The sequence below is a fragment of the Dactylosporangium sp. NPDC051484 genome (genome assembly GCF_040689395.1).
GTDB lineage: Bacteria > Actinomycetota > Actinomycetes > Mycobacteriales > Micromonosporaceae > Dactylosporangium.
The window spans coordinates 342,608-365,044 of sequence record NZ_JBFAZX010000002.1; the positions used below are offsets into that span (position 1 = coordinate 342,608).

Sequence of the window (22,437 nt, forward strand, 5' to 3'; positions counted from 1 at the left end):
CCGACCGGGACCCCCGCACCGCTGTCAGCTCAGCTCGGGTCGTCGAACCCGCCGCTGTCGATCACCGCTGTCACGCCGGGATTTCCAGCGAGGCCACGCGGCGGCCGCCCCGGGCGACCGGAAGTCCCTGTTCGATCCGGTCGTAGAAGCGCCGCTTGTGTACGCCGAACTCGACGGCATCCGGGTCGTCCGGGTCGGCGTCGACGAGCACCTCCGCGACGAGCAGGTCGGCGAGCGGGACGTCGGGGGCCGGGTCCTCGACCCGGCCGATGGTGTCGCCCGGCAGGTCGAGGTAGCCGGGGGCGAGCGTGCGGCCGTAGAGGCAGCCGCCGACCAGGTCCGGGCAGAACTCGTCCCACATGATCGTCGCCCGCGTGCGCAGGTCACCGTGGATCATCACGAGCTTGTCCGTCATCTCGCCCACGAACGTCTCGACCTCGACGTTGCCCTGCACGAGGAGTTTCGCGTCGCAGCTCAGGTAGATGTTGGCGGCGCGGAGGTCGCCCAGCACGATCAACGCGCTGGCGCCGTCGTCCCAGTCGAAGATGTTGCCGTCCACGGTGAGATCGCCATCGACGATGTACCCCGTGGCGCCGTCCGGAGTGGTATCGCGCCACGGGTGCCGGTCATGGTCGTTGAGCGGGAAGGCGCCAGTGACCAGGGCACTGCCCGGATGGAGGATGTACTCCTCCTCGTACAGGTTCTCATAGGACGACTCGGCGAAGCCGCGGCTGTTGAACAGGGCCTTCGCCGCGCCCCACGACAGGTAGCTCGTCTGCATGCCCGCGACCGTAGCGATCAACACCAGACCCGACAAGAGCGGGCCACGTCCGGTCCAGGGCAGGCGGGCGACGGCCGCGACGAGTCACCCAAAGGCCGGCACGTCGCTCGGCGACTGGGTGAGCCTTGACACCAAGCGGAACGCCCGAAACCAGCTATGTGGACGGATACCTGAAGCTGTGGGGCGTTCGATGACATAACGGGCGCCGGTCGGCGTAATTGGCGGTCGCTCTACGTTACGGTATGAGATGGGTCCGAACCGTACGTGGAGGTGTCGGATGGGAAACGGCGCAGTCCTGCCAGGCCGAGATCCACCCGTTCGGCGCGAAATTCTGCACGAGAGCGAACGCACGCGCGTGACTCGGCTGCCCTTCGCCGGGCACACGATCATCCGCAAGGAGCCGCTGGGGCCGGACGCGCAGCGGCAAGTACAGCACGAAATGGGGATCCTGGGGCGGCTGCGCGGTGTCGAGGGGGTCGCGCAACTGGTGGAGGTGCCGCGGTCCCCGGGGTCGATCGCGGTGGCGGACGTTGGTGGAACGAGCCTGGCCGGACTTACGAAGCCCCTGGTCGTCGGGGATCTCATCGAGCTCGGGGTGGGGCTGGCCCGGGCGGTGGCGGGGATGCACAGGCGGGGTGTGATGCACCGCGACATCACGCCAGCGAACATCCTGATCTCCCACGACGGCGCCCCCTGCCTGGTCGATTTCGCGTTGGCGTCGTCGTTGGCCGAGATCCGTCCCGAGTTCACGCACCACACCGAGATCGTGGGGACCCTCGCCTATCTGGCGCCGGAGCAGACGGGGCGGACCGGCCGGTCGGTGGATCAGCGAGCTGATCTGTATGCGCTGGGTGCGACGTTGTACGAGTTGGCGACGGGTGCGCCGCCGTTCGGTTCCGGGGATCCGCTGCGGCTAACGCATGATCATCTGGCCCGGGTGCCGGTGCCCCCGGCGCAGGTCAACCCGGCCGTCCCGGCGCCGCTGTCCGAGATCATCATGCATCTGCTGGAAAAGGAGCCGGACCACCGGTATCAGACCGCCGACGGTGTGGCCCACGACCTGGAGCGGTTGCGCGACGCCGGCCCGGCCGCGGCGGCTGGACTGCGGCCCGGCGCGCGGGATGTTCCGCTGCGGCTGGTGCCCCCGTCGCTGGTCGGCCGCGACGCGCAAGTGGCGGCGCTGGAGGCGTCGTTCGAGGAGGCGCTGGCCGGTCGATGCCCCGGGGTGCTGGTCGGCGGGGCGGCCGGCGTGGGCAAGACGGTGCTGGTCGACGAGCTGCGGACGGTGGTGACGGGCCGGGACGGCTGGTTCGTGGCGGGCAAGTTCGACCAGTACCGGCGGGACCTGGAGTTCGACGCGGTGCAGCAGGCGATTCGCGGGTTGGGCCGGTTGTTGCTGGCCGAGCCGGACGACGAGCTGGTCAAGGTTCGCGAACGCATCCTGGAGGCGATCGGCCCGAACGCTGGCCTGCTGACCACGCTACAGCCGGAGTTCGCGGCGCTGCTGGGCGTGCCGCCCGATCCGGGAGACCCGCTCACCGCGCAGGCGCGGGCGCAGCGCACGACGGTGGAGGTGCTCCGCGCGGCCGCTTCGCCGAAGCGGCCGGTGGTGGTGTTCGTCGATGATCTGCAGTGGGCGGGGCGCACACCACTGGGGTTCGTTGACCTCGTGCTCAGCGGCGAGGAGCGGATCGACGGGCTGTTGCTGGTGGGCGCCTACCGCGAGGACGACGTCGAGGCGGCCCATCCGCTGGCGGCGCCGCTGTCCCGGTGGCGTGAACAGCCAGGGGTGCGGCACCTGCGGCTGGCCAACCTGCCGGTGTCCGACTCTGTCGCCATGGTCGCCGAGGTGCTCCACGTGGATTCGGCCGAGTCCGCCGGCCTGGTCGAGTTGATCAACCCGTATACGTCGGGCAACCCGTACGAGACCCTGGAAGTGCTCAATGGTCTGCGCCGCGACGACGTGCTGACCGCGACGGCCGACGGGTGGCGATGGAACGAGGCGGCGGTGCGTGCTCGCCTGGGCCGGTCGGAGCTGGCCGGGTTGCTGGCGGCACGGGTTGACGCCCTGCCGGCGACGTCCCGGCAGATGGTGGAGGCGATGGCGTGTCTCGGCGGGCGGACGGAGCTGCGCGTGCTGCGCAGCGCCATCGCCGCGCGGCCGGGCGTGCTGGAACAGCGGCTGGCGCCCGCCCTCGATGAGGGGCTTCTGGTGGTGGAGCCCGGGGTGCGGGAGGCGGTCCGGTTTCGCCACGACCGGAGCCGCGAAGGTGTCCTGCGCCGGCTGGATCCGGGGCGGCTGCGCACCCTGCGGCTGGCGCTGGCGCGGCGGCTGGCGGCCGTGCCCGAGTTGTTCGCGGTCGCGGCGGAGCAGTACCTGCCGGTGGTCGACGCGCTCGACGACCCCGCAGAACGGCGCCGGGTGGCGGGGCTGCTGCGGTGCGCCGCTGGCCGGGCCGCGTTGATCGGGGACTACGCGCTGGTGAGCGCGCTGCTGGGGGCCGCGCTGCGGCTGATCGACCCGGGTGAGACCGCCACGCTCGTCGAGATACACACCGGCCGCCACAGCGCGCTGTACAGCATGGGCCGGCTGGACGAGGCGGACGATGAGTACCGCACGATCGAAGGGCTGTGCGCCGACGCCTTGGGCCGTGCGGACGCGACGGTGGTGCAGGCGCGCAGCCTGACCCACCGCAAGCGCTTCGCGGAGACGATCGGGCTCTGCCTGGGGTCGCTGCGTGAGCTCGGCGTCGCCGTACCGGATGCGGACCGGCTGCCGGCGCGGCTCGAGCACCAGTTCACCTATCTGTACCGGTGGCTGGACCACACCACCGTCGACGAGCTGACCCGGCCGGAGATCACCGACCCGAGGCTGCTCGCCGCGACCCGCCTGATCAACGCCATCCTGCCGGCGCTCTTGTTCGTTCCGGACCACGCTACGGCCGCCTGGTTGAGCCTGGAGGCGCTGCGGATCTGGATCGAGCACGGTCCCGCCCGCACCCTGCTCGGCCCGGCGAGCTACGCCGCTTGCTGCGCCATGGTGGTGCACGACGATTACGCCGCCGGGTACCAGACGTTGCGGCGCGTCCTGGCGATGGGCGAAACCCGCGGCTACGAGCCCGACACCTCGCAGGCCCGCTTCCTGTTCGCCCTGTGGTCCTTCTGGTTCGAGCCGATCGAAAACTGTGTCCAAGCCGGTCAGCGGGCCCGCGAGGGGCTGCTCGCGGGCGGCGACCTGGCCAACGCCGGATACACCTACTTCGCCACCGTGACCGGCCTGCTGGACTGCGCCGCATCGCTGGACGCCTACATGGCCGAGACGGAACCGGGCGTCGCCTTCGTAGGGCGCACCGGCGGCCAGCAGACCGGCGAACCGCTGGAAAGCTACCGATGGCTGGCTGGACTGTTGCGCGGCGAACGCTCCGCCGCAGCCGGTGAGGCGGTCCCCGACGCCGCCAGCCCCGTGGCGCTGTTCTACGCGCATTGCACCCGCGCGATCGCCGCCGCCATCTTCGGTGACCTGCCCGGCCTGGCAAAACACACGGCGGCGGCGATGCCGCGGCTACCGACTGCCAACTGCGCCTACCCGGTCGCGGTGGTCTACCCGCTGCGTGGGCTGGCCCTCGCCGGGCAGGCCCGCAACAGCCACGGCGGCGAACGCGACCGTCTGCTGGGCGAGCTTGACGAGGTGACGCAGTGGCTGGCCGCCCGCGCCGCGGACGCGCCGGCGAACTTCCTGCACCTGCTGCGACTGGTCGAGGCGGAGCGGGCGTGGGCGGCCGGGGACTTCCGCGCCGCCGTCCTCGGCTTCGACGCCGCGCGGCGCGAGGCCGCCCAGCGTCCGCGGCCGTGGCATCGGGCCCTGATCGCCGAACACGCGGCTGGCTTCCTGCTCGCCCACGGTGTCGAGCACGCCGGCTACAACCTGCTCGCCGAGGCCCGCCAGGAGTACCTCGCCTGGGGCGCGACGGCGAAAGCCGACCAACTCGACTGGGCGTACCCGACCCTGCGACCACAGGCCGGTGCGACCGCCGGGCCCGACGCCCACCGCCTCGGTGATCGTCCGCATCGTCGCTCCGCCGTCACAACCGGGACGCTCGACCTGCTCGGCATCCTGTCCGCGTCGCAGGCGTTGAGCTCCGAGACCAACGTTGAAGGGCTGCACTCCCGACTGGTCCAGGTGCTCAGCGCCATGACCGGCGCCACTGCCGTACACCTGCTGCTGTGGAGCGACGACCGGCAGGCCTGGCTGCTGCTCGCGCCCGCCAGCACCGGCGGCGCCATCCCGCTCAGCGACAGCGGCCACGAACACGCGGTGCCGCTGTCCGTGCTGCGATACGTCCAGCGGACAGGTGAACCGCTCGTCGTGGCGGACTCCACCCGCGACGACCGCTTCGCCCGCGACCCATGCTTCACCGACATCGCCTGCTGCTCGCTGCTGGCCGTGCCGGTCCTGAGCCGCGGCGCTCTGCAGGCGGTGCTGCTGCTGGAGAACCGCCTCATCCGCGGCGCGTTCACCGCCGAACGGCTCGACGCCGTCAAGCTCATCGCCGGCCAGCTCGCCGTCTCTTTGGACAACGCCCAGCTGTACGTCGAGTTCCGCCGCATGGCCGATGAGCAAGCGGCCTTGCGGCGAGTGGCCACGCTGGTCGCCCGCGGCGCCGGCCCAGATCTCGTGTTCGCCACCGTGGCCGACGAGGTCGGCACGCTCGTCGGCGCCGACGGCACGGCGATCATCCGGTTCGAGCCGGACGGTGAAGCCACGACGATGGGACGCTACGGGTCCGGGCAAGCGCAGCCCGGTTCGCGGGGCGGGACCGACTTCGATGCCGCCATGGCGTCGGTCCGGGACACGGGCCGGTCGGCTCGCCGCGACGTGGACGACCCGGATCAGGCCGGCCGGCCCGAGACGGCCTGCTCCGCGGTCGCCAGCCCGATCCTGGTCGAGGGCCGGGTCTGGGGCTCCATGACCGTCACCTCGCGACGCCAACGGCTGCCCCAGGACACCGAACAACGCCTCGCCGACTTCACCGAGCTCGTCGCCACCGCCATCGCCAACGCCGAAGGCCGAACGGAGCTCGCCGCCTCGCGCGCGAGGATCGTCGCCACCGCCGACCAGACCCGCCGGCGCATCGAACGGGACCTGCACGACGGCGCCCAGCAGCGACTGATCTCCCTGGGCCTGCAGCTACGCACGGTGCAAGCGGCACTGCCACCCGAGCTCGACGCGCTCACCGCAGAGCTCGACCACGCCGTCGCCGCGGCCACCGGCGCCCTGCAGGAGCTCCGCGAGATCTCCCGCGGCATCCACCCGGCGATCCTGACCGACGGCGGCCTCGGCCCGGCGCTGCGCGCGCTCGCCCGCCGCGCGCCGATCCCGGTCCACCTCGACATCCGCGCGGACGCCGGGCAGCCCGAACACATCGAGACCAGTACGTACTACATCGTCGCCGAGGCGCTGACGAACGCGGCCAAGCACGCCCACGCGTCCGCCGCCACGGTCACCGTCGAAACCGACACCACCGCCGCCGTCCTGCGCGTCGCCGTCCGCGACGACGGCATCGGCGGCGCCGACTTCACCCGCGGCACCGGCCTGGTCGGCCTCAAGGACCGGGCCGAGGCCCTCGGCGGCCGAATCGTTCTGCACAGCCCCCACGGGGGCGGGACCTGCCTTCGCGTCGAGCTTCCGCTCACCGCCGCGGACGGCGACGACCCATCTCCCAGCGCTCGGACACGTTCTCCCAGGTCGCTGCACGCGTAAGCCGGTGGTGCCCCCGGTGGGATTCGAACCCACACTGTCGGAGGTTTGAGCTCCGTTCCTCTGCCGTTGGGATACGGGGACGCGGCAGTGACACCCACGATATAAACACATCACGTCGGCCGGCTGAGGCGGTGGGTCAGCGCGGTGTGGCGTCGGCCGGTGCCGGCGGTGCGCACGGCGATGGCCAGGGCCTTGCGGCTGCCGGCCAGCACGACGAGCCGCTTGGCGCGGGTGACCGCGGTGTACAGCAGGTTGCGCTGCAGCAGCGTGTACGCGCTCATCGCCAGCGGGATCACGACGGCTGGGTACTCGCTGCCCTGCGAGCGGTGCACGGTGATGGCGTAGGCGTGCTGCAGCTCGTCGAGCTCGTCGAAGTCGTAGTCGATGTCCTCGTCCTCGTCGGTGCGCACGGTCAGCTGCCGGTCGGCCGGGGACAGCGCGGTGACGACGCCGACGGTGCCGTTGAACACGCCGGCGGCGCCCTTCTCGTAGTTGTTGCGGATCTGGATGACCTTGTCGCCGGGGCGGAACACCCGGGCGCCCTGGCGGCGCTCCGGCGCGCCCTCCCGGTGCGGCGCGAGGGCCTGTTGCAGCAGCGTGTTGAGGTTGCCGGCGCCGACCGGCCCGCGGTGCATCGGCGTGAGCACCTGGATGTCGCGGGGCTGGATGCCGAAGCGCCGCGGCACCCGCCGGGCCACGATGTCGACCACCGTCCCCGCGGTGGCCTCGGCCTCCTCGACGGGGAACAGGAAGAAGTCGGGGTGCTCGCCGAACACGGGCGCCTGCCCGTCGTTGATGCGGTGGGCGTTGACGACGACGCCGGACTTGGCGGCCTGCCGGAAGACCTTCGTCAGCCGTACCCGGGGCACGCTGCCGGCGCCGAGGATGTCGCGCAGCACCTCGCCGGCGCCCACCGACGGCAGCTGGTCGACGTCGCCGACGAGCAGCAGGTGCGCGCCGTCCGGGATCGCCTTGACGAGCTTGTTGGCCAGGATCAGGTCGAGCATGCTCGACTCGTCGACCACCACGAGATCGGCGTCGAGCGGGTTGTCGCGGTCGTAGGAGGGGTCGCCGCCGGGGCGCAGTTGCAGCAGCCGGTGCACGGTCGTGGCCGGATGGCCGGACAGTTCGGTGAGCCGCTTGGCGGCGCGCCCGGTCGGGGCCGCCAGCACGATCTTCGCCTGCTTGGCCGCGGCGAGGGTGATGACGGACTTGACGGTGAACGACTTGCCGCAACCGGGGCCGCCGGTCAGCACCGCCACCTTCGCGGTCAGCGCCAGGCGCACCGCCTGCTCCTGCTCCTCGGCGAGGTCGGTGTCGGTGCGGGCGCGCAGCCAGGCGAGGGCCTTGTCCCAGTCGACGGTGGCGAAGGCGGGCATCCGGTCGGCGCGCGTGGACAGCAGCCGCAGCAGGCTCGTGGCGAGGGAGGACTCGGCACGGTGGAACGGCACCAGGTAGACCGCCGGGATGGTGCCGCCGTCGTTGCTCGGGTTCGGCACCGCCTCGCGGACCACGCCCTCGGCGGCGGCGAGGTCGGCCAGGCAGGTGCGCACCAGCTCAGGTGGGACGTCGAGGATCTGCGCGGCGTCGGCGATGAGGTTCGGCTCGGGCAGGTAGCAGTGGCCGTTGTCGGCGGCCTCCGACAGCGTGTACTGGATCCCGGCCCGCACCCGCTGCGGGCTGTCGCTCGGGATGCCCACGGCCTGGGCGATCGTGTCGGCGGTACGGAACCCGATGCCCCACACGTCGGAGGCCAGCCGATAGGGCTCGTTGCGCACCACCGAGATCGACGAGTCGCCGTACTGCTTGTAGATGCGCACGGCCAGCGACGTGGACACGCCCACGCCCTGCAGGAAGACCATCACCTCCTTGATGGCCTTCTGCTCCTCCCACGCCGCGCCGATCATGCCGGTGCGTTTCGGGCCGAGCCCGGGCACCTCGACCAGCCGGGCGGGCTCCTCCTCGATGACGCGCAGCGTCTCGGCGCCGAAGTGCCCGACGATGCGGGCCGCCATCCGCGGGCCGATGCCCTTGATCAGGCCGGAGCCGAGGTATCGTTCGATGCCCTGCACCGTGGCGGGCAGGACCGTCGTGAACGAGTGCACCTCGAACTGCCGGCCGTATTTCGGGTGTGACCCCCACCGCCCGACCAGCCGCAGGCTCTCCCCCGGCTGCACCCCGAGCAGCGCCCCGACCACGGTGAGCAGGTCCTGGCCGGAGCGTTCGGCCGCCACCCGGGCGATCGTGTAGCCGGTGTCCTCGCTGACATAGGTGATGCGCTCCAGCACCGCGTCCAGCACGACCCCGGCGGACCGACCGGCGTCGGCGACCGGCGGCGACGTGGACACGCCCGACATCGTACATACGTCGCAGGCCGGCGTCGGTCAGCCGCACTCCGGCAACCGGGCGAGCGTGAGAGGGTCGACCGAGACCCGTCCGCGCAGAAGGAGCACCGAAATGATCTTCATCACCGCCAAGTTTCGCGTCCTGCCCGAGCACGCCGACGCCTGGCCGTCGATCGCGGCCGGGTTCACCTCCGCCACCCGCGCGGAGCCTGGCTGCCTGTGGTTCGACTGGTCCCGCAGCCTCGCCGACCCCAACGAGTATGTCCTGATCGAGGCGTTCCGCGACGGCGACGCCGGTGCCGCCCACGTCGGCTCCGAGCACTTCAAGGAGGCGCAGCGGACGCTGCCGCAGTACCTCGCCGAGACCCCGCGCATTATCAACGCCACCGTCCCCCAGGACGACTGGTCCGAGCTCGGCGAGCTGGCCGTGCGGCGCTGAACGCACAGCCCGCGACAACGCGGAAGCCGGCCGGAACCCGAACGGGTCCCAGCCGGCTCCCGGCGTGTCGTCAGCTGATCAGCTTCCAGGGGCCACCGGCGTTACCGGGCACCTGGTTGCGGCTATACCACTTGGCCTCGTACACGTGGTTCTGGTACGTCACCCGGTCGCCGGCGTTGTACACCGTCGTGGGCGTCCAGGCCGCCGGGCCACCGCCGGGTGACGGCGGCGCGATCTCCTCCCACGGTCCGTTCGGGTCGCCCGGAGCCTGGTTGCGGGTATACCAGCGGGCCTTGAACCTCTTGTCCTTGTATACCGCGACGTCGCCGCTGTTGAAGATCCGCGACGCCGTCCACAGCGCGACGCCCTCCTCGGTCATGGCGAGTTCCTGCCACGAACCGTTCGGGTCGCCGGGCTTCTGGTTCTGGGTCGTCCACGTCGCGACGTAGGACCGGCCGTCGTAGCTGACCTTCTCGTTGGCCTTGTACTGCTTCGACGGGCTCCACGCCGGCGGCAGGTTCACCGTCACGATGACGGTGGCCTGGGCCGGGCCGAAGGTGTCGCTGCCGGTGTACGAGGCGGTCAGCGTGTGGCTGCCGCCCGCCAGGCCCGGCGGCAGCTTGAAGGTGGCCGTGTTGCCCTCCAGGGCGACCGAGCCGCGCATCCTGTCCCCCTCGCGCAGCTCCACGGTGCCGGTGACGGGCGCGCCGTCCGCGTTCGCCTTGACCGTGACGGTCGCCGCCGTGCCCCAGTCGACGGGCTCGGCGCTCGCCGTGAGCGCCGGGGCGCCCTTGGCGGTGCGGAACACGGCCGGCTGGGCCACCGCCACGCCACCGTCGGCGCTCTTCGCCGTGACGATCCAGGCGTACGACGTGGCGGGGGCGAGCCCGTTCCAGGTCACCTTGGCCGTGCCGTTCGCCTGCACCTGGTCGGTACCGATGGTGCCCGACGGCACGTAGACGGCCAGCGAGTCGGTGGCGAAGGACGTCTTGCGGCTGGTCAGATCGACCGGCAGCGTCAGGTTGTCCTCGGCGCCGTTGTACCGCGGCTTGGTCTGGCTGCCGTCCTGGCGGATGTCGTACTCGGTCGCCCCGAAGTTGTTCAGGAACGGCGAGTACGTGTCGATGTGCATCACGGCGCGCTTGACGTCGAACTGCATCAGGCGCAGGAAGCTCGCGCCGAACTGGAGCCGGTCGCTCGCCTTGTGGTCGGGCGTACCGTCGCCGTTGAGGTCGATGTTGCCGCTGGCGTCGACCAGCTTGGGCCAGAGCTCACCGGCCGACACCGTGTAGAACTGGTAGTCCGCCAGCAGCTCGACGACGTCGTGGGTCACGGTCACGCCGACCTTCGACTTCACGTTGGTGCCGACGCCGTGCTCGTGGCCGGCGAGGACCAGGAAGACGTTCGGGTTGGTCTCGACGACCTGCTTGTACAGCGGCGAGCCGTCCGGCGCGGAGAAGTCCGCCCCGCGGCCGTCGGGGTTCGTCGACGGCTTGAGGTAGTCGTGCGAGAGCAGGATGCCGTTGCGGTCCTTGTACCGCTTGAAGACCGAGTCGGCCCACTTGGCCTCCTGCGGCGTGACGCCGTAGGACAGGCCGACCGCGACGAAGTCCAGGCCGCCGGCGGAGAACAGCACGTAGTTGTTCTGGTTGTCCTTGCCGGGCTTCACCGTGCCGTCGGCGTTGACCTGCTCGTCCCAGGCGTGGTACTCGGTGCCGACCGGCCACCCCTTCGCTACCCGGTAGTACCGGTCGGCGCTGAAGGTCCGGGCGAAGCGGGAGTTCGGCCCGGTCTCGGCGCCCAGCTGGTTGTCGTGGTTGCCCGCGATGACCTGGTTGACCACGCCGCCGTCGTCGAGGATCTTCTGGTAGTCCGAGGCGAGCGCGAGCTCCTTGTCGACCTGCTCGTTGAGGCCCGGCCGCTGCAGCGAGCCGTCCGGCTTCTTCGCCAGCGGGTCGTAGTAGTCGTTCTCGATGATGTCGCCGGTGTGCGCCGTGTAGGCGATCTTGCGGCCCGCCGCGTTGTCGGCGATCCACTGGGTGGTGTCCTTGTAGGCCGCCGCCCAGATCGCCTGCTCCTCGATGGTCTCGACGTCGGAGGGCTCCTGCTTGCCGTTCCAGTTGTCGTACGTGCCGCCGGCCGCGCCCTCGGTGAGGTACTGCGTGTCGGTGAAGTGCGCGAACGCGAAGTCGTACGTGCTCGGGTCCTCGAAGCGGTCCTTGTCCCGCTGCGCCGTGGCGTCGCGCGGTGACAGGTCGTCGGCGAACGGGTCCTCGCCGGTGACCAGCACGTGCACGGTGCCGCCGTCGCGGTAGCCGTCGCCGACCTGCGCGGCCAGCACGGTGCTGTGCTCGGCCTGGCCGCGGGAGCTGGTCAGCACGACCCACTTCTTCGCGGCCGGGTCCCACACGCGCAGCGCCACGACCCGCTCGGGGTCGATGGTGCCCTCCCAGCGCAGGGTCGGCGACGCGGCGGTGCCCACGTTCACGTCGTAGCGCTGGAACACCACGTCGCGCCCGGACGGCGTGTCCACGCTGCGCCCGTCCAGCGGCCGCAGTGACCCGAGGTCGACGCTGCCGTCGTGCGCGACGTCGAGCGTGGTCGGCACCGCGCTCGCCGTGCCCTGGTACCCGCCGGCGGGCAGCACGACGTCGGCCTTGGTGAACGTGGCCGTGAGCGGCACCCCGGCGGCGCCGGGCACCTTCGCCGACAGGTTGGCCGACGGCAGGTTGGTGCCGGTGACGGCCGCGGCGAGGTCGGTCGGCACGTCCGGAATGTTGGCGCTGGTGAAGCGGACCTGCCGGGTGGCCGTGTTGCCGAGCGTGTCGGTCGCGGTCACGGCGATGGTGTGCGTGCCGGCCGGCAGGCCACGGCCGATCGGGTCGCCCTGGGCGACGGCCTTGCCGTCAAGGGTGATCACCGGCGTGCCCGCCACGCCCGACGCGTCCTTGATCTTGACGACGAGCGCGACCGTGGAGGTCAGGTTCTGCCCCTCCGCCGGGACGCTGCTGGCGATCTCGGGCGCGGTGTTGTCGACGGTGAACCGGCGGGTCGAGGCCTTGTCGCCCACGACGGCCTTGATGGTGTGCGCCCCGTCGCCGAGCGTGTTGGTGTCGACGTCGGCCCGGCGGCCGAGCGCCGCCGCCGGGGCGCCGCCCTCGGTGGTGACGTCGAACAGGATCGTCTTGTCCAGCGTGGCGTTGAAGCTGCTGCCGCACGTGCCGTCGCCGATGTAGACGGTCACCGGCTGGCCGGCGGGGTAGCTCGCCGAGCCGATCGTCACCGTGGTCCCGGCGATCGCCTTGGTCAGCTGGGTCGCCTTCCCGCCCACCGGGGCGAGCTGGAAGTCGCGCAGCGTGAAGTCGTCGTAGTTGTCGCAGCCGCCGGGCTTGGCGCTGCCGTGGTCGCTGCCGGCGACGAATTCGACGGTGTTGACGCCCGGCACGAGCCACTCGTTCGGGAAGGCGAGATCGGCGACCTCCTTCTCCCAGATGCCGAGGTCCAGCGGGATGCCGTTGATCAGCACCTTGTTGTCGAAGCCGGCGTCGGAGCCGTTGCCGCCGACGAACACCCGCAGGTGCGCGTCGCCGGCGGCGCCGAGGGTCTCGATCGTCCGCGTGGTCGGCGCACCGGCGATGTCGAAGTGGAACTCGGCATCCTTGTTGGCGCCGCAGGTGCCGTCGCCCAGGGCGAGAGAGGCGGCGGTGGTCGCCGCCTTGGTCACGGTGGTGCCGTTGGTGGTGACGATGTACGTCGTGCCCGCGGTCACCGTGCCGGCCGTGCCGAGCGCGAGCAGCGTCGCGTCACGGGTCAGCCGGAAGTCGTCATGGTTCGCGCAGGTCGCGCCGTTGAGCGTGCCGTTGTAGTCACCGGTCTTGACCTCGATGACGTTGTCGCCGAGGCGCAGGAACCGGTTGGGGAACTTGATCGCCACGGTCTCCTGACCGGCGACGCCGTAGTCGCCGCCGAGGTCGACGCGGTTACCGTTGACGAGCAGGTAGTTGTGGTACTTCGCCTCGACCGAGTTGCCGGCCTCGACCGTGAGGCCCAGCGTCGCGGTGCCCGGGGCGAGCGTCTCGGCGTTCTCGGCCGGCCGGTCGTCGATCGCGAGGGACTCGACGGTGCCGGCGCCGCCGACCGGCAGGGCGGCGATGACCGGCTGGCTGCCGCGGATCAGGGCGCCGTCGGCCGGGGTGATCTTCGGCGCGCCGGCGGGGGCGTTGTTGACGCCGATGGTGACCCGGGTCGTGGCTCCCGACTTCGTGGTCGCGGCGACCGTGTGCGTGCCGTTGGCCAGCGTCGTGGTGTCCAGGTCGGTGCCGAGGCCGGCGGTGCTGCCGGGCGTGCCGGAGACGACGAAGGTCAGGTCCTGCTTCAGCAGGCGCGGCGAGCTGCCGCAGGTGCCGTCGCCGAAGGTGTAGCTGAAGTTGTTCTGCTCGCCGTCGATGACGACGCCGAGCAGGCTCAGGCTGATGCTGCTGAGCGCGAAGTCGTCATAGTTGGGGCAGCGCAGGCCCTCGCCGAACGGCAGCTGTTCCACGCCGGCGGCGGCGGCGTTGGTGGTGTCGACCCAGTTCCAGCCGGCGCGCACGGTGACCGTGTTGACCCCGGGATGCAGCCACTCGCCGGGCAGTTCCAGCGAGGCGGCGCGGCCGCCGGGGATGTCGGGGAAGGGGACACGCTCGGCCTCGGCCGTGTGGTCGTTGACCGTGATGTAGTTGTGGTAGCGGGCCTCGGTACCGTTGCCGCCCATGTCGAAGGTGAACCGCGCGGTGCCCGCGGTCGGCTTGGCGTTCAGCGGGGTGCCGTCGACGGTGAGCGAGACGACCGAGTCGTTCTCGACGGCCGCCTCGGCGTCGACCCGGACCGTGCCCTCCAGCGTCTGGCCGTCGCTGAGATTGATGACGGGCGCGCCGGTGGACCCGGGCGGAGCGTCCTGCGCGCCGGCCGCGCCCGGACCCATCGCGGCGCTGGTCCCGCCGACCAGCGCGACGGCGAGCGCGGAGGCGAGCGCACGCCGTAGTCGGTGCCTCATAATGCGGTGTCTCCTTAGCTGACGGTGACGAGGTGGATCGCGGAAACCGCGACGATGCCGGCGCCGAGCAGGGTGATGCCGACGGCGGCGAGCAGTGGCGCGACGCGGGTGGCGAGGCGCAGGACGGAACGCGAGCGGGCGCCGCGCACGACGATCGAGCTGCCGGCGACCGCGAGGACGCCGACGCCGAAGAGCACGACCGCCATGCCGGCACCGAACGTCAGCACGAGCAGCAGGGCGAAGCCGGCACGACCGATGAACAGCCCGGTCGCCAGCACGAGGAAGGCCGCCGGTGACGGGGTGAGCCCGCCGGAGATGCCCAGGAGCAGCAGCCCGGGGCGCTTGGCGTCGTTCTGGTGCGGGCCGTGGCTGTGGTCGTGACTGTGATCGTGGCTGTGGTCGTGGCCATGGTGGTGATGACCGTGATGGTGGTCGTGTCCGTGACCGTGTCGGCGGCGGCGGATCAGCCACAGGCCGGTGCCCAGAACGAGCAGCCCGGCCGCCAGCTGGAGCCAGGTGGTGAGGCGCTGCATCCGTACGATGTCCGACAGCGACAGGAACGTCCACGCCACGCCGATCACCAGGACCGACAGCGTGTGCATCACCGCGACCGAGCCGCCCAGCCAGGCGGCGTCACGGATCCGGCCGCGGGAGCCGACGAGGTACGCCGCGGCGAGGCTCTTGCCGTGCCCGGGCGCCAGCGCGTGGCCCGCGCCGGCGACGAACGCCAGCCCGAACGCCAGCGCCGGCACGCCCGGCGAGTGCAGGAGCTCCTGCAGGCGGTCCGCGACCGTCATACGCCAGCCCTCCGCAGCCGCCGCGACAGCACCAGCGCACCGGCGGCGATCAGCAGCACAGCGCCGGTGACCGCGGCGACGGGCACCATGTCGGGCCGGCCCGGGTCCGACGCGATCACCACGGTCTGTGGGACGCCGAACGGGTAGGCCGGGGCGGGCGCGGCGAACACGGTCGCGACGCTGGCCAGGAGGGCCAGGACGGCCGCCGGAAGACGCCGCCGCCGGCGTCCGTGCTGAGCCAAGGACGACACTCCGGTTGTGCGGAAACGGTTGGGCGAGCGGAAGTCTGCCGGGCGTTCGGAAAACGCACAGGCGGCGCCCGGTCAGCAGCAGGCGTCGCGAATATGAACACTTAGATGATCAAGACAATCGGCGCAGGGGGATCGCCCGCGGACGGACCGCCAGGTTGCCCGGTTTTGCCCAGGTCGCCCCGATCTGCGGTTGGGCGAGCGGTACGCGCGCCGAAGGCCGCCCACGCAGCGCGGCGGGTGTTCCTCGTCTCCGGGCGCGGCGACATCCGGGTCGAGGTGGAGGGATCGCCTACGTCGGTCAGTGAGAGCCGCTCATAGCCCACCGCCGGCCTTCCCGGCGGCGCGCGGCGAGCCGTGCCCGACGCGCAGCGCCTACGTGAGGTCGGGGCCGGCGGCGGCGTTCGGGTCCAGCAGGGGGAAGAACCGGGCGACGACCGCGACCGGCCCGGCCCCGGCCGGGCTGCTACCGCGCCGCTCCTCGCGGTGGCGGTACCCGGCGATCAGCGCGCGCACGGCGTTGGCCAGCTCGGCCATCTCGCGCGGCGTGAGGTACACGACCTGGCTGAACGCGTCGTCGCGACGCCACCGCGCCGGTGCCTCGTCCCGCATCGCGAGCCAGCGCTGGTAGCTCTCGTCCTCCAGCCCCCGGGCCAGGGTGGCGAGGTCCGGGGTCGTGGCGGTGTCCAGCGCCGGGCCGGACGGGTCCGCCGGGTTTGCCGGGTCCGCCGCGCCCGCCAGCCGCCACGGCTTCGACCGGCCGCTGCCGGGGGCCTCCTCGACGAGGCCGTAGCGCGCCAGCTGCCGCAGGTGGAAGGAGTGCAGGCCGGACGAGCCGCCGAGCTCGCGCGCGGCCTCCGTCGACGTCACGGTGCCCCGATCGCGCAGCAGCTCCATGAGGGCGACCCGGACGGGGTGGCCCAGCGCCGCACCGGTGGCCTTCTGGTTGATCACTTTGCAAAGTATTGTTCTTTGCAAAGTCCGACGCAAGGAGTTGGGGACGCCATGGCTGTGCTGCCCGTCCGGATGTTCGGGGATCCGGTGCTGCTGACGCCCGCCGAGGAGGTGACGACGTTCGACGCGCAGCTGCGCCGGCTGGTCCGCGACCTGACCGACACGCTGCGCTCGGAGCAGGGCTCGGGCCTGGCGGCACCGCAGCTGGGCATCAGCCTGCGGGCCTTCGTCTTCCACGTCGGCGGCGTCGCGGGCCACCTGGTCAACCCGGTGCTGAGCTTCCCCGACGAGCGAGAGCAGGACGGCCCCGAGGGCTGCCTGTCGATGCCCGGGCTGTACTTCGACACCAAGCGCCGCCAGCACGTCGTCGCGAAGGGGTATACCGACCGCGGCGACCCGGTCCAGGTGGTCGGCACGGGTGAGCTGGCCCGGTGCCTGCAGCACGAGGCCGACCACCTCGACGGCGTGCTGTTCATCGACCGGATGGACGCCCAGCGCCGCCGGGCCGCGATGCGCGCCGTCCGGGAGGCGCCGTGGTTCGGCGGCCCCGCACCGCGGGTCCGGGTGAGCCCGCACCCGCTGTTCGGCCGAAACCGCTAAAGCAGCAGGCGGACGGGGCTGCGGCGCAGCCACAGGTCGAGGCTCAGCGCGTGCTCGATCGCGCGGCGGTCGGTGGCGAAGCCGTCGTACTCGTACGGGGCGGCGGCCAGCTCGGCGACCCGCTGCCGGTCCAGCAGCGCCACCACTGGCGAATCGTCCTCGACCACCCGCGCGAGGGCCTCGCGCAGGGCCCGCTCGTAGCGTGGGTCCTGCGTGGACGGATACGGGCTCTTGGTGCGCCCGGCCACCGAGGCCGGCACGGCGTCGGCGGCGGCCGCCCGCAGCAGGCTCTTCTCCCGCCCGTCGAACGTCTTCATCGCCCACGGGGTGTTGTAGACGTACTCGACGAGCCGGTGGTCGCAGAACGGCACCCGCACCTCGAGCCCGTGCGCCATGCTCATCCGGTCCTTGCGATCCAGCAGGATCCGCACGAAGCGGGTCAGGTGCAGGTAGGAGATCTCGCGCATGCGCCGGTTGTGCGGGTCGGTGTCCTCGCCGTGGTCGACCTCCGCGATCGCGTCGCGGTAGGCGCCGGCCCGGTAGCCCTCCACGTCGAGCGACGCCACGAGGTCCCTGTTCAGCGCGCCGCCCTTGAGGTCGCCGATCATCAGCCAGGGAAAGGTCTCGGCCCGCACGATCTCCGGCTGGTGGAACCAGGCGTAGCCGCCGAAGACCTCGTCGGCCGCCTCGCCGGACAACGCCACCGTCGAGTGCTCGCGCACGGCCCGGAAGAGCAGGTACAGCGACGTGTAGATGTCGCCGCCCACGGTGGGCAGGTCCGCGGCGCTGACCACGGCGGCGCGGCTGAGCGGGTCCATCAGCGTCGCCGCGTCCAGCACGATGTCCTCGTGGTCGGTGCAGACCTGTTTGACCACGTCGTGGACGTACGGCGTGTCCGGGGTGGCGCGCATCGCGTCCGGGCGGAAGTGCTCGGTCTGCCCGGCGAAGTCGACGGCGAACGAGCGCAGCGGCCCCTCGCCCCGCCCGGTCAGCGCCGCGTGGGCCAGTGCGGTGACCGTCGAGGAGTCCAGGCCGCCGGACAGCAGCGCGCACAGCGGTACGTCGGCGACGGTCTGCCGGGCCACGACGTCGTCGAGCAGCTCGCGCACGGTGCGCACGGTGGTGTCGAGGTCGTCGCGGTGCTCGGCGTAGCCGGGCCGCCAGTACAGCCGGCGGTGCACCCCGTCGCGGTCCACGCGCACGAGCTCGCCGGGCACGACCTCATAGAGGTCGCGGTACACGCCGTGGCCGGGCGTCTTGACGAAGGCGAGCAGCTCCCGCAGCCCGTCGGCGTCGAGGACCGCCTCCGCGCCCGGGTGGGCGAAGATGGCCTTGGGCTCGGAGGCGAACAGCACCCGCCCGCCGCCGGTGTGGTAGTACAGCGGCTTCACCCCCATCCGGTCGCGCACCAGCACCAGCCGGTCCCGGCGCACGTCCCAGATGCCGAAGGCGTACATCCCGTTGAGCCGGTCCACGAAGTCCTCGCCCCACTCGACGTACGCCCGCAGGACGACCTCCGTGTCGCTCTCGGTGCGGAAGTGGTGCCCGAGCGCGCGCAGCTCCTGGCGCAGCTCGCGGTAGTTGTACAGCTCGCCGCTGTAGGTGATGGCGGCAAGCTCCGCGCCGTCGTGCTCGACGGTCATCGGCTGCCCGCCGGTGACGAGGTCGATGACGGCCAGCCGGCGGTGGCCGAACGCGACGTGCTCGCGCGCCCACAGACCCTCGGCGTCCGGCCCGCGCAGGGCCATCGTGCCGGCCATCGCCCGCACGGCGGCGCGCTCGAGACGCAGGTCGCGATCGAAGTCGACCCAGCCGACGATGCCACACATGATCACATACCTCCTCGGGACCCGAACCAACGCGAAACGGCCGGAGTGATCACGTTCCCCCGATGACCGCGGGTAACCAGACCCGTTTTCCCGGACGACCACTCTCGCACTTGACATAGTCGCTCCTCGATGGTGCGACGACGACCCATCAGGTGCCCGGTGGGCGATTCCCGGTGGCCGTGCAAGGTCGATTCGAGGCCGGACCGAAGCCCGCAGCGGGCCGGCAGGCGACCTACTCGACGCCGGCGAGGATCAGCACGCCGATGCCGACCAGCACGACGGGCAGCGCGACGTTGCCCCAGCGGCCGAGCATGCGCGCGACCGCTGGACGGGTGGCGAGGTGCCGGCCGGCCGCGCACCAGACCGCCACCAGCGCCAGGAAGACGACGGCGTACAACGCGATCCGCCCGGCCCCGCCGGTGGCGAGCACGGGCACGTACACGCCGATGTTGTCCCCGCCGTTCGCGAGGGTGACCGCGGCGACCTCGGCCGCGGCGGGCCCTCCCCGGCCCGCCGGCGGGTCGCCGTCGTCCCCGCGGGACCGCCACGCCCGCCAGGCCGCCCGCAGCCCGAGGACGAGCGGGATCAGCCCCAGGTAAGGCAGGGCCCGCTCGGGCAGGAACGTCACACCGAACGCGCCGGCGGCCGACACCGCGAGGATCGCGGCGAAGCCGAGATACTGCCCGAGGACGACCTGCCGGGTGGCCCCGGGACGGCCGTCGCCGCGGGCGAAGTACAGCGCCAGGATGAGAAGGTCGTCGACGTTGGTGACCGCGAAGAGGCCGATCGCCCGCCCCAACGTATCCAGCACCACCGAAGGCCCTCCCGCCGATGCCGGGAACCCTATCGCAGCTCGCGGCCAGGTCAGGCCAGTCCTGACTGACCGTCCCCGGTCGCGTCAGTCCGTGCGCTCCCCGTCCCGGATCACCATCGCCGACCGTCGCGGAGATCCGTGGGCGGGACATCTGATGATCACGGAATTAATCCTATGGGCGAAGTATGGAATCTGATAGTCTTCGAGCTATGAGCAACCGGCGATTCCTGCTGCAGCAGGCCGTCACACGACTCGTCAACCGCGCGGTCGGCCTGACACACCGTCTGATCGGCTTCGGCGCCGCGCCGGCGGACGGCCCGGCGGAGGCGGCCGCGGAGCCGTTCTGCCGGACCGGAACGCAGGACGCCCCGATGTGGGCCGAACTCGCGACCGAGCTGCAACTGCGGCGCATCGCCGTGCGCGCGGCACGCTGAGTGGACCGCTCGCGCCGGCTGATCCTGGCCGTCTGCCTCGCCGCAGGCTGGACCACCCTGCTCGACCAGTCCATCCTCAACGTCAACGTGCCGGCCATGCGCGCCTCGCTGCACGCGAGCGATGCCGCCCTGCAGTGGATCATGGCTGGCTACTCGCTCACGTTCGGCCTGGCCCTCGTCCCGGCCGGGCGCCTCGGCGACATGTACGGCCGGCGTGCGCTCTTCGTCGGTGGCATGGCGCTCTTCGGCGTCGGCGGGATCGTCGCCGCCTGCGCCGACCGCGACTGGCTGGTGGCGGCGGCGCGGCTGGCCCAGGGCCTCGGCGCAGGGACCGTCAACCCGCAGATCATCGGGCTGTTCCAGGACGTCTTCCAGGGCCGGGACCGGGTGCGGGCGCTCGGTGCGTACGCCGTGATCGGCGGCCTGTCCGGCTCGGTCGGCCCACCGCTGGGCGGGCTGATCCTGCAGCTGGCCGGCCCCGACCCCGGCTGGCGGCTCGTGATGCTGACCAACCTGCCGTTCGTGCTGCTCACCGTCCCGCTCGCGCTGCGCCTGCTGCCCGCCGGCCGGCCGCAGGTCCGCCGCGCCGACCTCGACCTTCCCGGACTGCTCCTGCTCGGCGCCGCCACGCTGGGCCTGATCCTGCCGCTGGTGGGCACCCCCGGCGGCTGGCGCTGGGCGGCGCTCGCCGCCCTCGCCGCCGCCGCTTTCGTGGCCTGGGAGCGGCACTACAGCGCGACCGGCCGCACCGCGCTGCTCCTGCCGGCGCTGACCCGAAGCCGCGGATACGTGCTGGGCACCCTCGTGGCCATGTGCTACTTCGGCGCCACGCTGGCGCTCAACCTGGTGCTGTCGATATTCCTGCAGGACGGCCTCGGCTTCTCCGCGCCGGCCGCGGCCGCGATGGCGCTGCCCGGCGCCGTCGGCTTCGCCGCCGCCTCCACGGCCAGCGCGAGCATGGTCGCCCGCTACGGCCGGCGGGGCATCAGCGTCGCCCTCGCCGTCACCGCGGCCTGCGTCGCGGCCGACGCCGCCGCGGTCGCACTGCTCAGCGACCGCGGGCTCATCATCGCGCTCGCCGTCGGGCAGCTCATCACCGGCGTGGCCGGCGGCCTGGTCAACGCGCCGAACCAGGCGCTGACCCTGGCCCACGCCCCGGCGGGCGCGAACGGGCTCAGCGCCGCGATCCTGCAGCTGTCGCAGCGGCTCTCGGCCAGCGTGAGCATCGCCGCGGTGACCGGGATCTTCCTCGGCGGAGCCCTGGCCGGGGGCGCCGGGTATCGCGTCGCGCTGCTGCACGGCGTCCTGCTCTGCCTGGCGCTGGTGGTGCTGGCACTGCTGTTCGCCGTCGCCGACGGCGCCCGCCCGGGCCAGCACGGTACCCGGGAACCGCACCAATTGGAGGTAGCCCGCTCATGACCCTGCACGTCGCGCTCGAGATCGACGGGGCGCCGGACCCCGCCGACATCGAGGCCCTTTCCCGCACCGCGCGGGCCGCCGAACAGGCCGGCTTCGCGCTCGTCACGCTCGCCGACGCGCCGCTGTCCGGGGGGCGGGTGCGCATCGAGGCCGGCGTCCGGGCGGCGTTCCTGTCCCGGCGTACCGAACGGATCGGGCTCGCGCCCGAACTGCACGCCACCGCGACCGAGCCGTTCCACCTGGCCACCCAGCTGGCCAGCCTCGACCATGCCTCCCTCGGCCGCGCGGCCTGGGTCATCGGCGCGGCGAACACCGCCGAGGCCCTCGCCACCATCGGCCGGGCGCCGCTGGAGCCCGAGGCGCTGCACCGGGAGACCGCCGACGTCATCGAGGTCGCCCGCCGGCTGTGGGACTCCTGGGAGGACGACGCGGTGATCCGCGACGTGGCCACCGGCCGCTTCCTCGACCGGCGGCGAGTGCACCACGTCGACTTCGAGGGTCCCACGTTCTCGATCGTCGGGCCGCTCATCACGCCCCGGCCGCCGCAGGGCCAGGTCGTCGTCCTGGGCGCCGACACCCTCGGCGTGACGGACCGCCTCGACGTTGCGCTGGTCGGCGGCGATGAGCCGGACGCCGTGCGGCGGCGGGCCGGGCGGGCCCGCGCCGAGGGTGCCCCGCTCGTCTTCGCCGAGGTCGAGGCCGCGCTGACCGATGCGCCAGACACCCGGCCGGCCACCGACCGGATTCGGTACTCCGGCCCGCCCGACGGCCTCGTCGCGCTGCTCACCGAGCTGTCCGGCGTCGTGGACGGGGTGCGGCTGCACCCCGCGCGGCTGGACGAGGAGCTGCCGATCCTCGCCGAACGGGTGCTGCCCGCCGTCGCCGCGCGCGCCGCCGGTCCCACCCTGCGCGACACGCTCGGCCTGCCCCGCCCCGCCAACCGCTTCGCCACCGTCTGACAACGGCGTCTGAGAAGGAGCC

14 protein-coding genes and 1 tRNA gene are annotated in these 22,437 nt (G+C 72.3%); 6 read left to right on the top strand and 9 right to left on the bottom strand.

What is annotated here, in order from left to right:
- Positions 1-70: 70 nt before the first annotated feature.
- Positions 71-781, bottom strand: a complete 711-nt coding sequence (locus AB0367_RS05520) for a hypothetical protein (protein WP_366224956.1) — start codon at positions 779-781, stop codon at positions 71-73.
- Between the two features lie 355 nt (positions 782-1,136).
- Between AB0367_RS05520 and AB0367_RS05525 the strand changes: the two genes are divergently transcribed.
- Positions 1,137-6,542: an AAA family ATPase gene (locus tag AB0367_RS05525; protein ID WP_366224957.1), complete on the top strand. Its 5,406-nt coding sequence runs from the start codon at positions 1,137-1,139 to the stop codon at positions 6,540-6,542.
- Positions 6,543-6,547: 5 nt separating this feature from the next.
- Here AB0367_RS05525 and AB0367_RS05530 read toward each other — a convergent pair.
- A tRNA-Leu gene (locus tag AB0367_RS05530) sits at positions 6,548-6,623 on the bottom strand.
- A 29-nt stretch (positions 6,624-6,652) separates the two neighbouring features.
- Positions 6,653-8,890: an ATP-dependent RecD-like DNA helicase gene (locus AB0367_RS05535; protein WP_366224959.1), complete on the bottom strand. Its 2,238-nt coding sequence runs from the start codon at positions 8,888-8,890 to the stop codon at positions 6,653-6,655.
- A gap of 109 nt (positions 8,891-8,999) precedes the next feature.
- On the opposite strand from AB0367_RS05535, the gene AB0367_RS05540 reads away from it, so the two are divergent.
- Positions 9,000-9,326: a putative quinol monooxygenase gene (locus AB0367_RS05540; protein WP_366224960.1), complete on the top strand. Its 327-nt coding sequence runs from the start codon at positions 9,000-9,002 to the stop codon at positions 9,324-9,326.
- Between the two features lie 70 nt (positions 9,327-9,396).
- Here AB0367_RS05540 and AB0367_RS05545 read toward each other — a convergent pair whose 3' ends face one another.
- The 4 genes from AB0367_RS05545 to AB0367_RS05560 all read right to left on the bottom strand — a co-directional run bounded on the left by AB0367_RS05545 (position 9,397) and on the right by AB0367_RS05560 (position 16,360).
- Positions 9,397-14,361: a carbohydrate-binding protein gene (locus AB0367_RS05545; protein ID WP_366224961.1), complete on the bottom strand. Its 4,965-nt coding sequence runs from the start codon at positions 14,359-14,361 to the stop codon at positions 9,397-9,399.
- A 14-nt stretch (positions 14,362-14,375) separates the two neighbouring features.
- Complete coding sequence (locus AB0367_RS05550) at positions 14,376-15,158, bottom strand: cobalt transporter (protein WP_366224962.1); 783 nt, start codon at positions 15,156-15,158, stop codon at positions 14,376-14,378.
- Positions 15,155-15,400: a hypothetical protein gene (locus AB0367_RS05555; RefSeq protein WP_366224963.1), complete on the bottom strand. Its 246-nt coding sequence runs from the start codon at positions 15,398-15,400 to the stop codon at positions 15,155-15,157. The genes AB0367_RS05550 and AB0367_RS05555 overlap by 4 nt, the downstream gene beginning before the upstream one ends.
- 381 nt (positions 15,401-15,781) lie before the next feature.
- Complete coding sequence (locus AB0367_RS05560; protein WP_366224964.1) at positions 15,782-16,360, bottom strand: winged helix-turn-helix domain-containing protein; 579 nt, start codon at positions 16,358-16,360, stop codon at positions 15,782-15,784.
- A 51-nt stretch (positions 16,361-16,411) separates the two neighbouring features.
- Here AB0367_RS05560 and def point away from each other — a divergent pair, with 51 nt between their 5' ends.
- Positions 16,412-16,960 carry a peptide deformylase gene (def, locus tag AB0367_RS05565; protein ID WP_366224965.1) on the top strand — a complete coding sequence of 183 codons (549 nt, stop codon included), beginning with the start codon at positions 16,412-16,414 and terminating at the stop codon, positions 16,958-16,960.
- On the opposite strand, the gene asnB is transcribed toward def, so the two are convergent.
- Together asnB and AB0367_RS05575 are read right to left on the bottom strand one after the other, a co-directional pair.
- Positions 16,957-18,789 (bottom strand): asparagine synthase (glutamine-hydrolyzing), encoded by a 1,833-nt coding sequence (gene asnB / locus AB0367_RS05570; RefSeq protein ID WP_366224966.1) that lies wholly within the window; start codon positions 18,787-18,789, stop codon positions 16,957-16,959. The two genes, def and asnB, sit on opposite strands and share 4 nt — an antisense overlap.
- 232 nt (positions 18,790-19,021) lie before the next feature.
- The gene (locus AB0367_RS05575) at positions 19,022-19,600 is read right to left on the bottom strand and encodes a cadmium resistance transporter (RefSeq protein WP_366224967.1); all 579 of its coding nucleotides are present in this window, start codon (positions 19,598-19,600) and stop codon (positions 19,022-19,024) included.
- A 212-nt stretch (positions 19,601-19,812) separates the two neighbouring features.
- On the opposite strand from AB0367_RS05575, the gene AB0367_RS05580 reads away from it, so the two are divergent.
- The 3 genes from AB0367_RS05580 to AB0367_RS05590 are packed head-to-tail and all read left to right on the top strand — an operon-like array spanning position 19,813 to position 22,415.
- On the top strand, positions 19,813-20,037 hold the full coding sequence (locus AB0367_RS05580) for a hypothetical protein (protein ID WP_366224968.1): 225 nt from the start codon (positions 19,813-19,815) through the stop codon (positions 20,035-20,037).
- Positions 20,038-21,456: an MFS transporter gene (locus tag AB0367_RS05585; RefSeq protein WP_366224969.1), complete on the top strand. Its 1,419-nt coding sequence runs from the start codon at positions 20,038-20,040 to the stop codon at positions 21,454-21,456. It abuts the gene before it with no gap.
- Complete coding sequence (locus AB0367_RS05590; RefSeq protein WP_366224970.1) at positions 21,453-22,415, top strand: LLM class flavin-dependent oxidoreductase; 963 nt, start codon at positions 21,453-21,455, stop codon at positions 22,413-22,415. The genes AB0367_RS05585 and AB0367_RS05590 overlap by 4 nt, the downstream gene beginning before the upstream one ends.
- Positions 22,416-22,437: the final 22 nt, after the last annotated feature.

Coding starts and splice junctions, on each gene's coding strand:
- AB0367_RS05540 (WP_366224960.1), top strand. CDS start 9,000: ATGATCTTCATCACCGCCAAGTTTCGCGTCCTGCCCGAGCACGCCGAC.
- def (WP_366224965.1), top strand. CDS start 16,412: ATGGCTGTGCTGCCCGTCCGGATGTTCGGGGATCCGGTGCTGCTGACG.
- AB0367_RS05580 (WP_366224968.1), top strand. CDS start 19,813: ATGAGCAACCGGCGATTCCTGCTGCAGCAGGCCGTCACACGACTCGTC.
- asnB (WP_366224966.1), bottom strand. CDS start 18,789: ATGTGTGGCATCGTCGGCTGGGTCGACTTCGATCGCGACCTGCGTCTC.
- AB0367_RS05590 (WP_366224970.1), top strand. CDS start 21,453: ATGACCCTGCACGTCGCGCTCGAGATCGACGGGGCGCCGGACCCCGCC.
- AB0367_RS05550 (WP_366224962.1), bottom strand. CDS start 15,158: ATGACGGTCGCGGACCGCCTGCAGGAGCTCCTGCACTCGCCGGGCGTG.
- AB0367_RS05545 (WP_366224961.1), bottom strand. CDS start 14,361: ATGAGGCACCGACTACGGCGTGCGCTCGCCTCCGCGCTCGCCGTCGCG.
- AB0367_RS05520 (WP_366224956.1), bottom strand. CDS start 781: ATGCAGACGAGCTACCTGTCGTGGGGCGCGGCGAAGGCCCTGTTCAAC.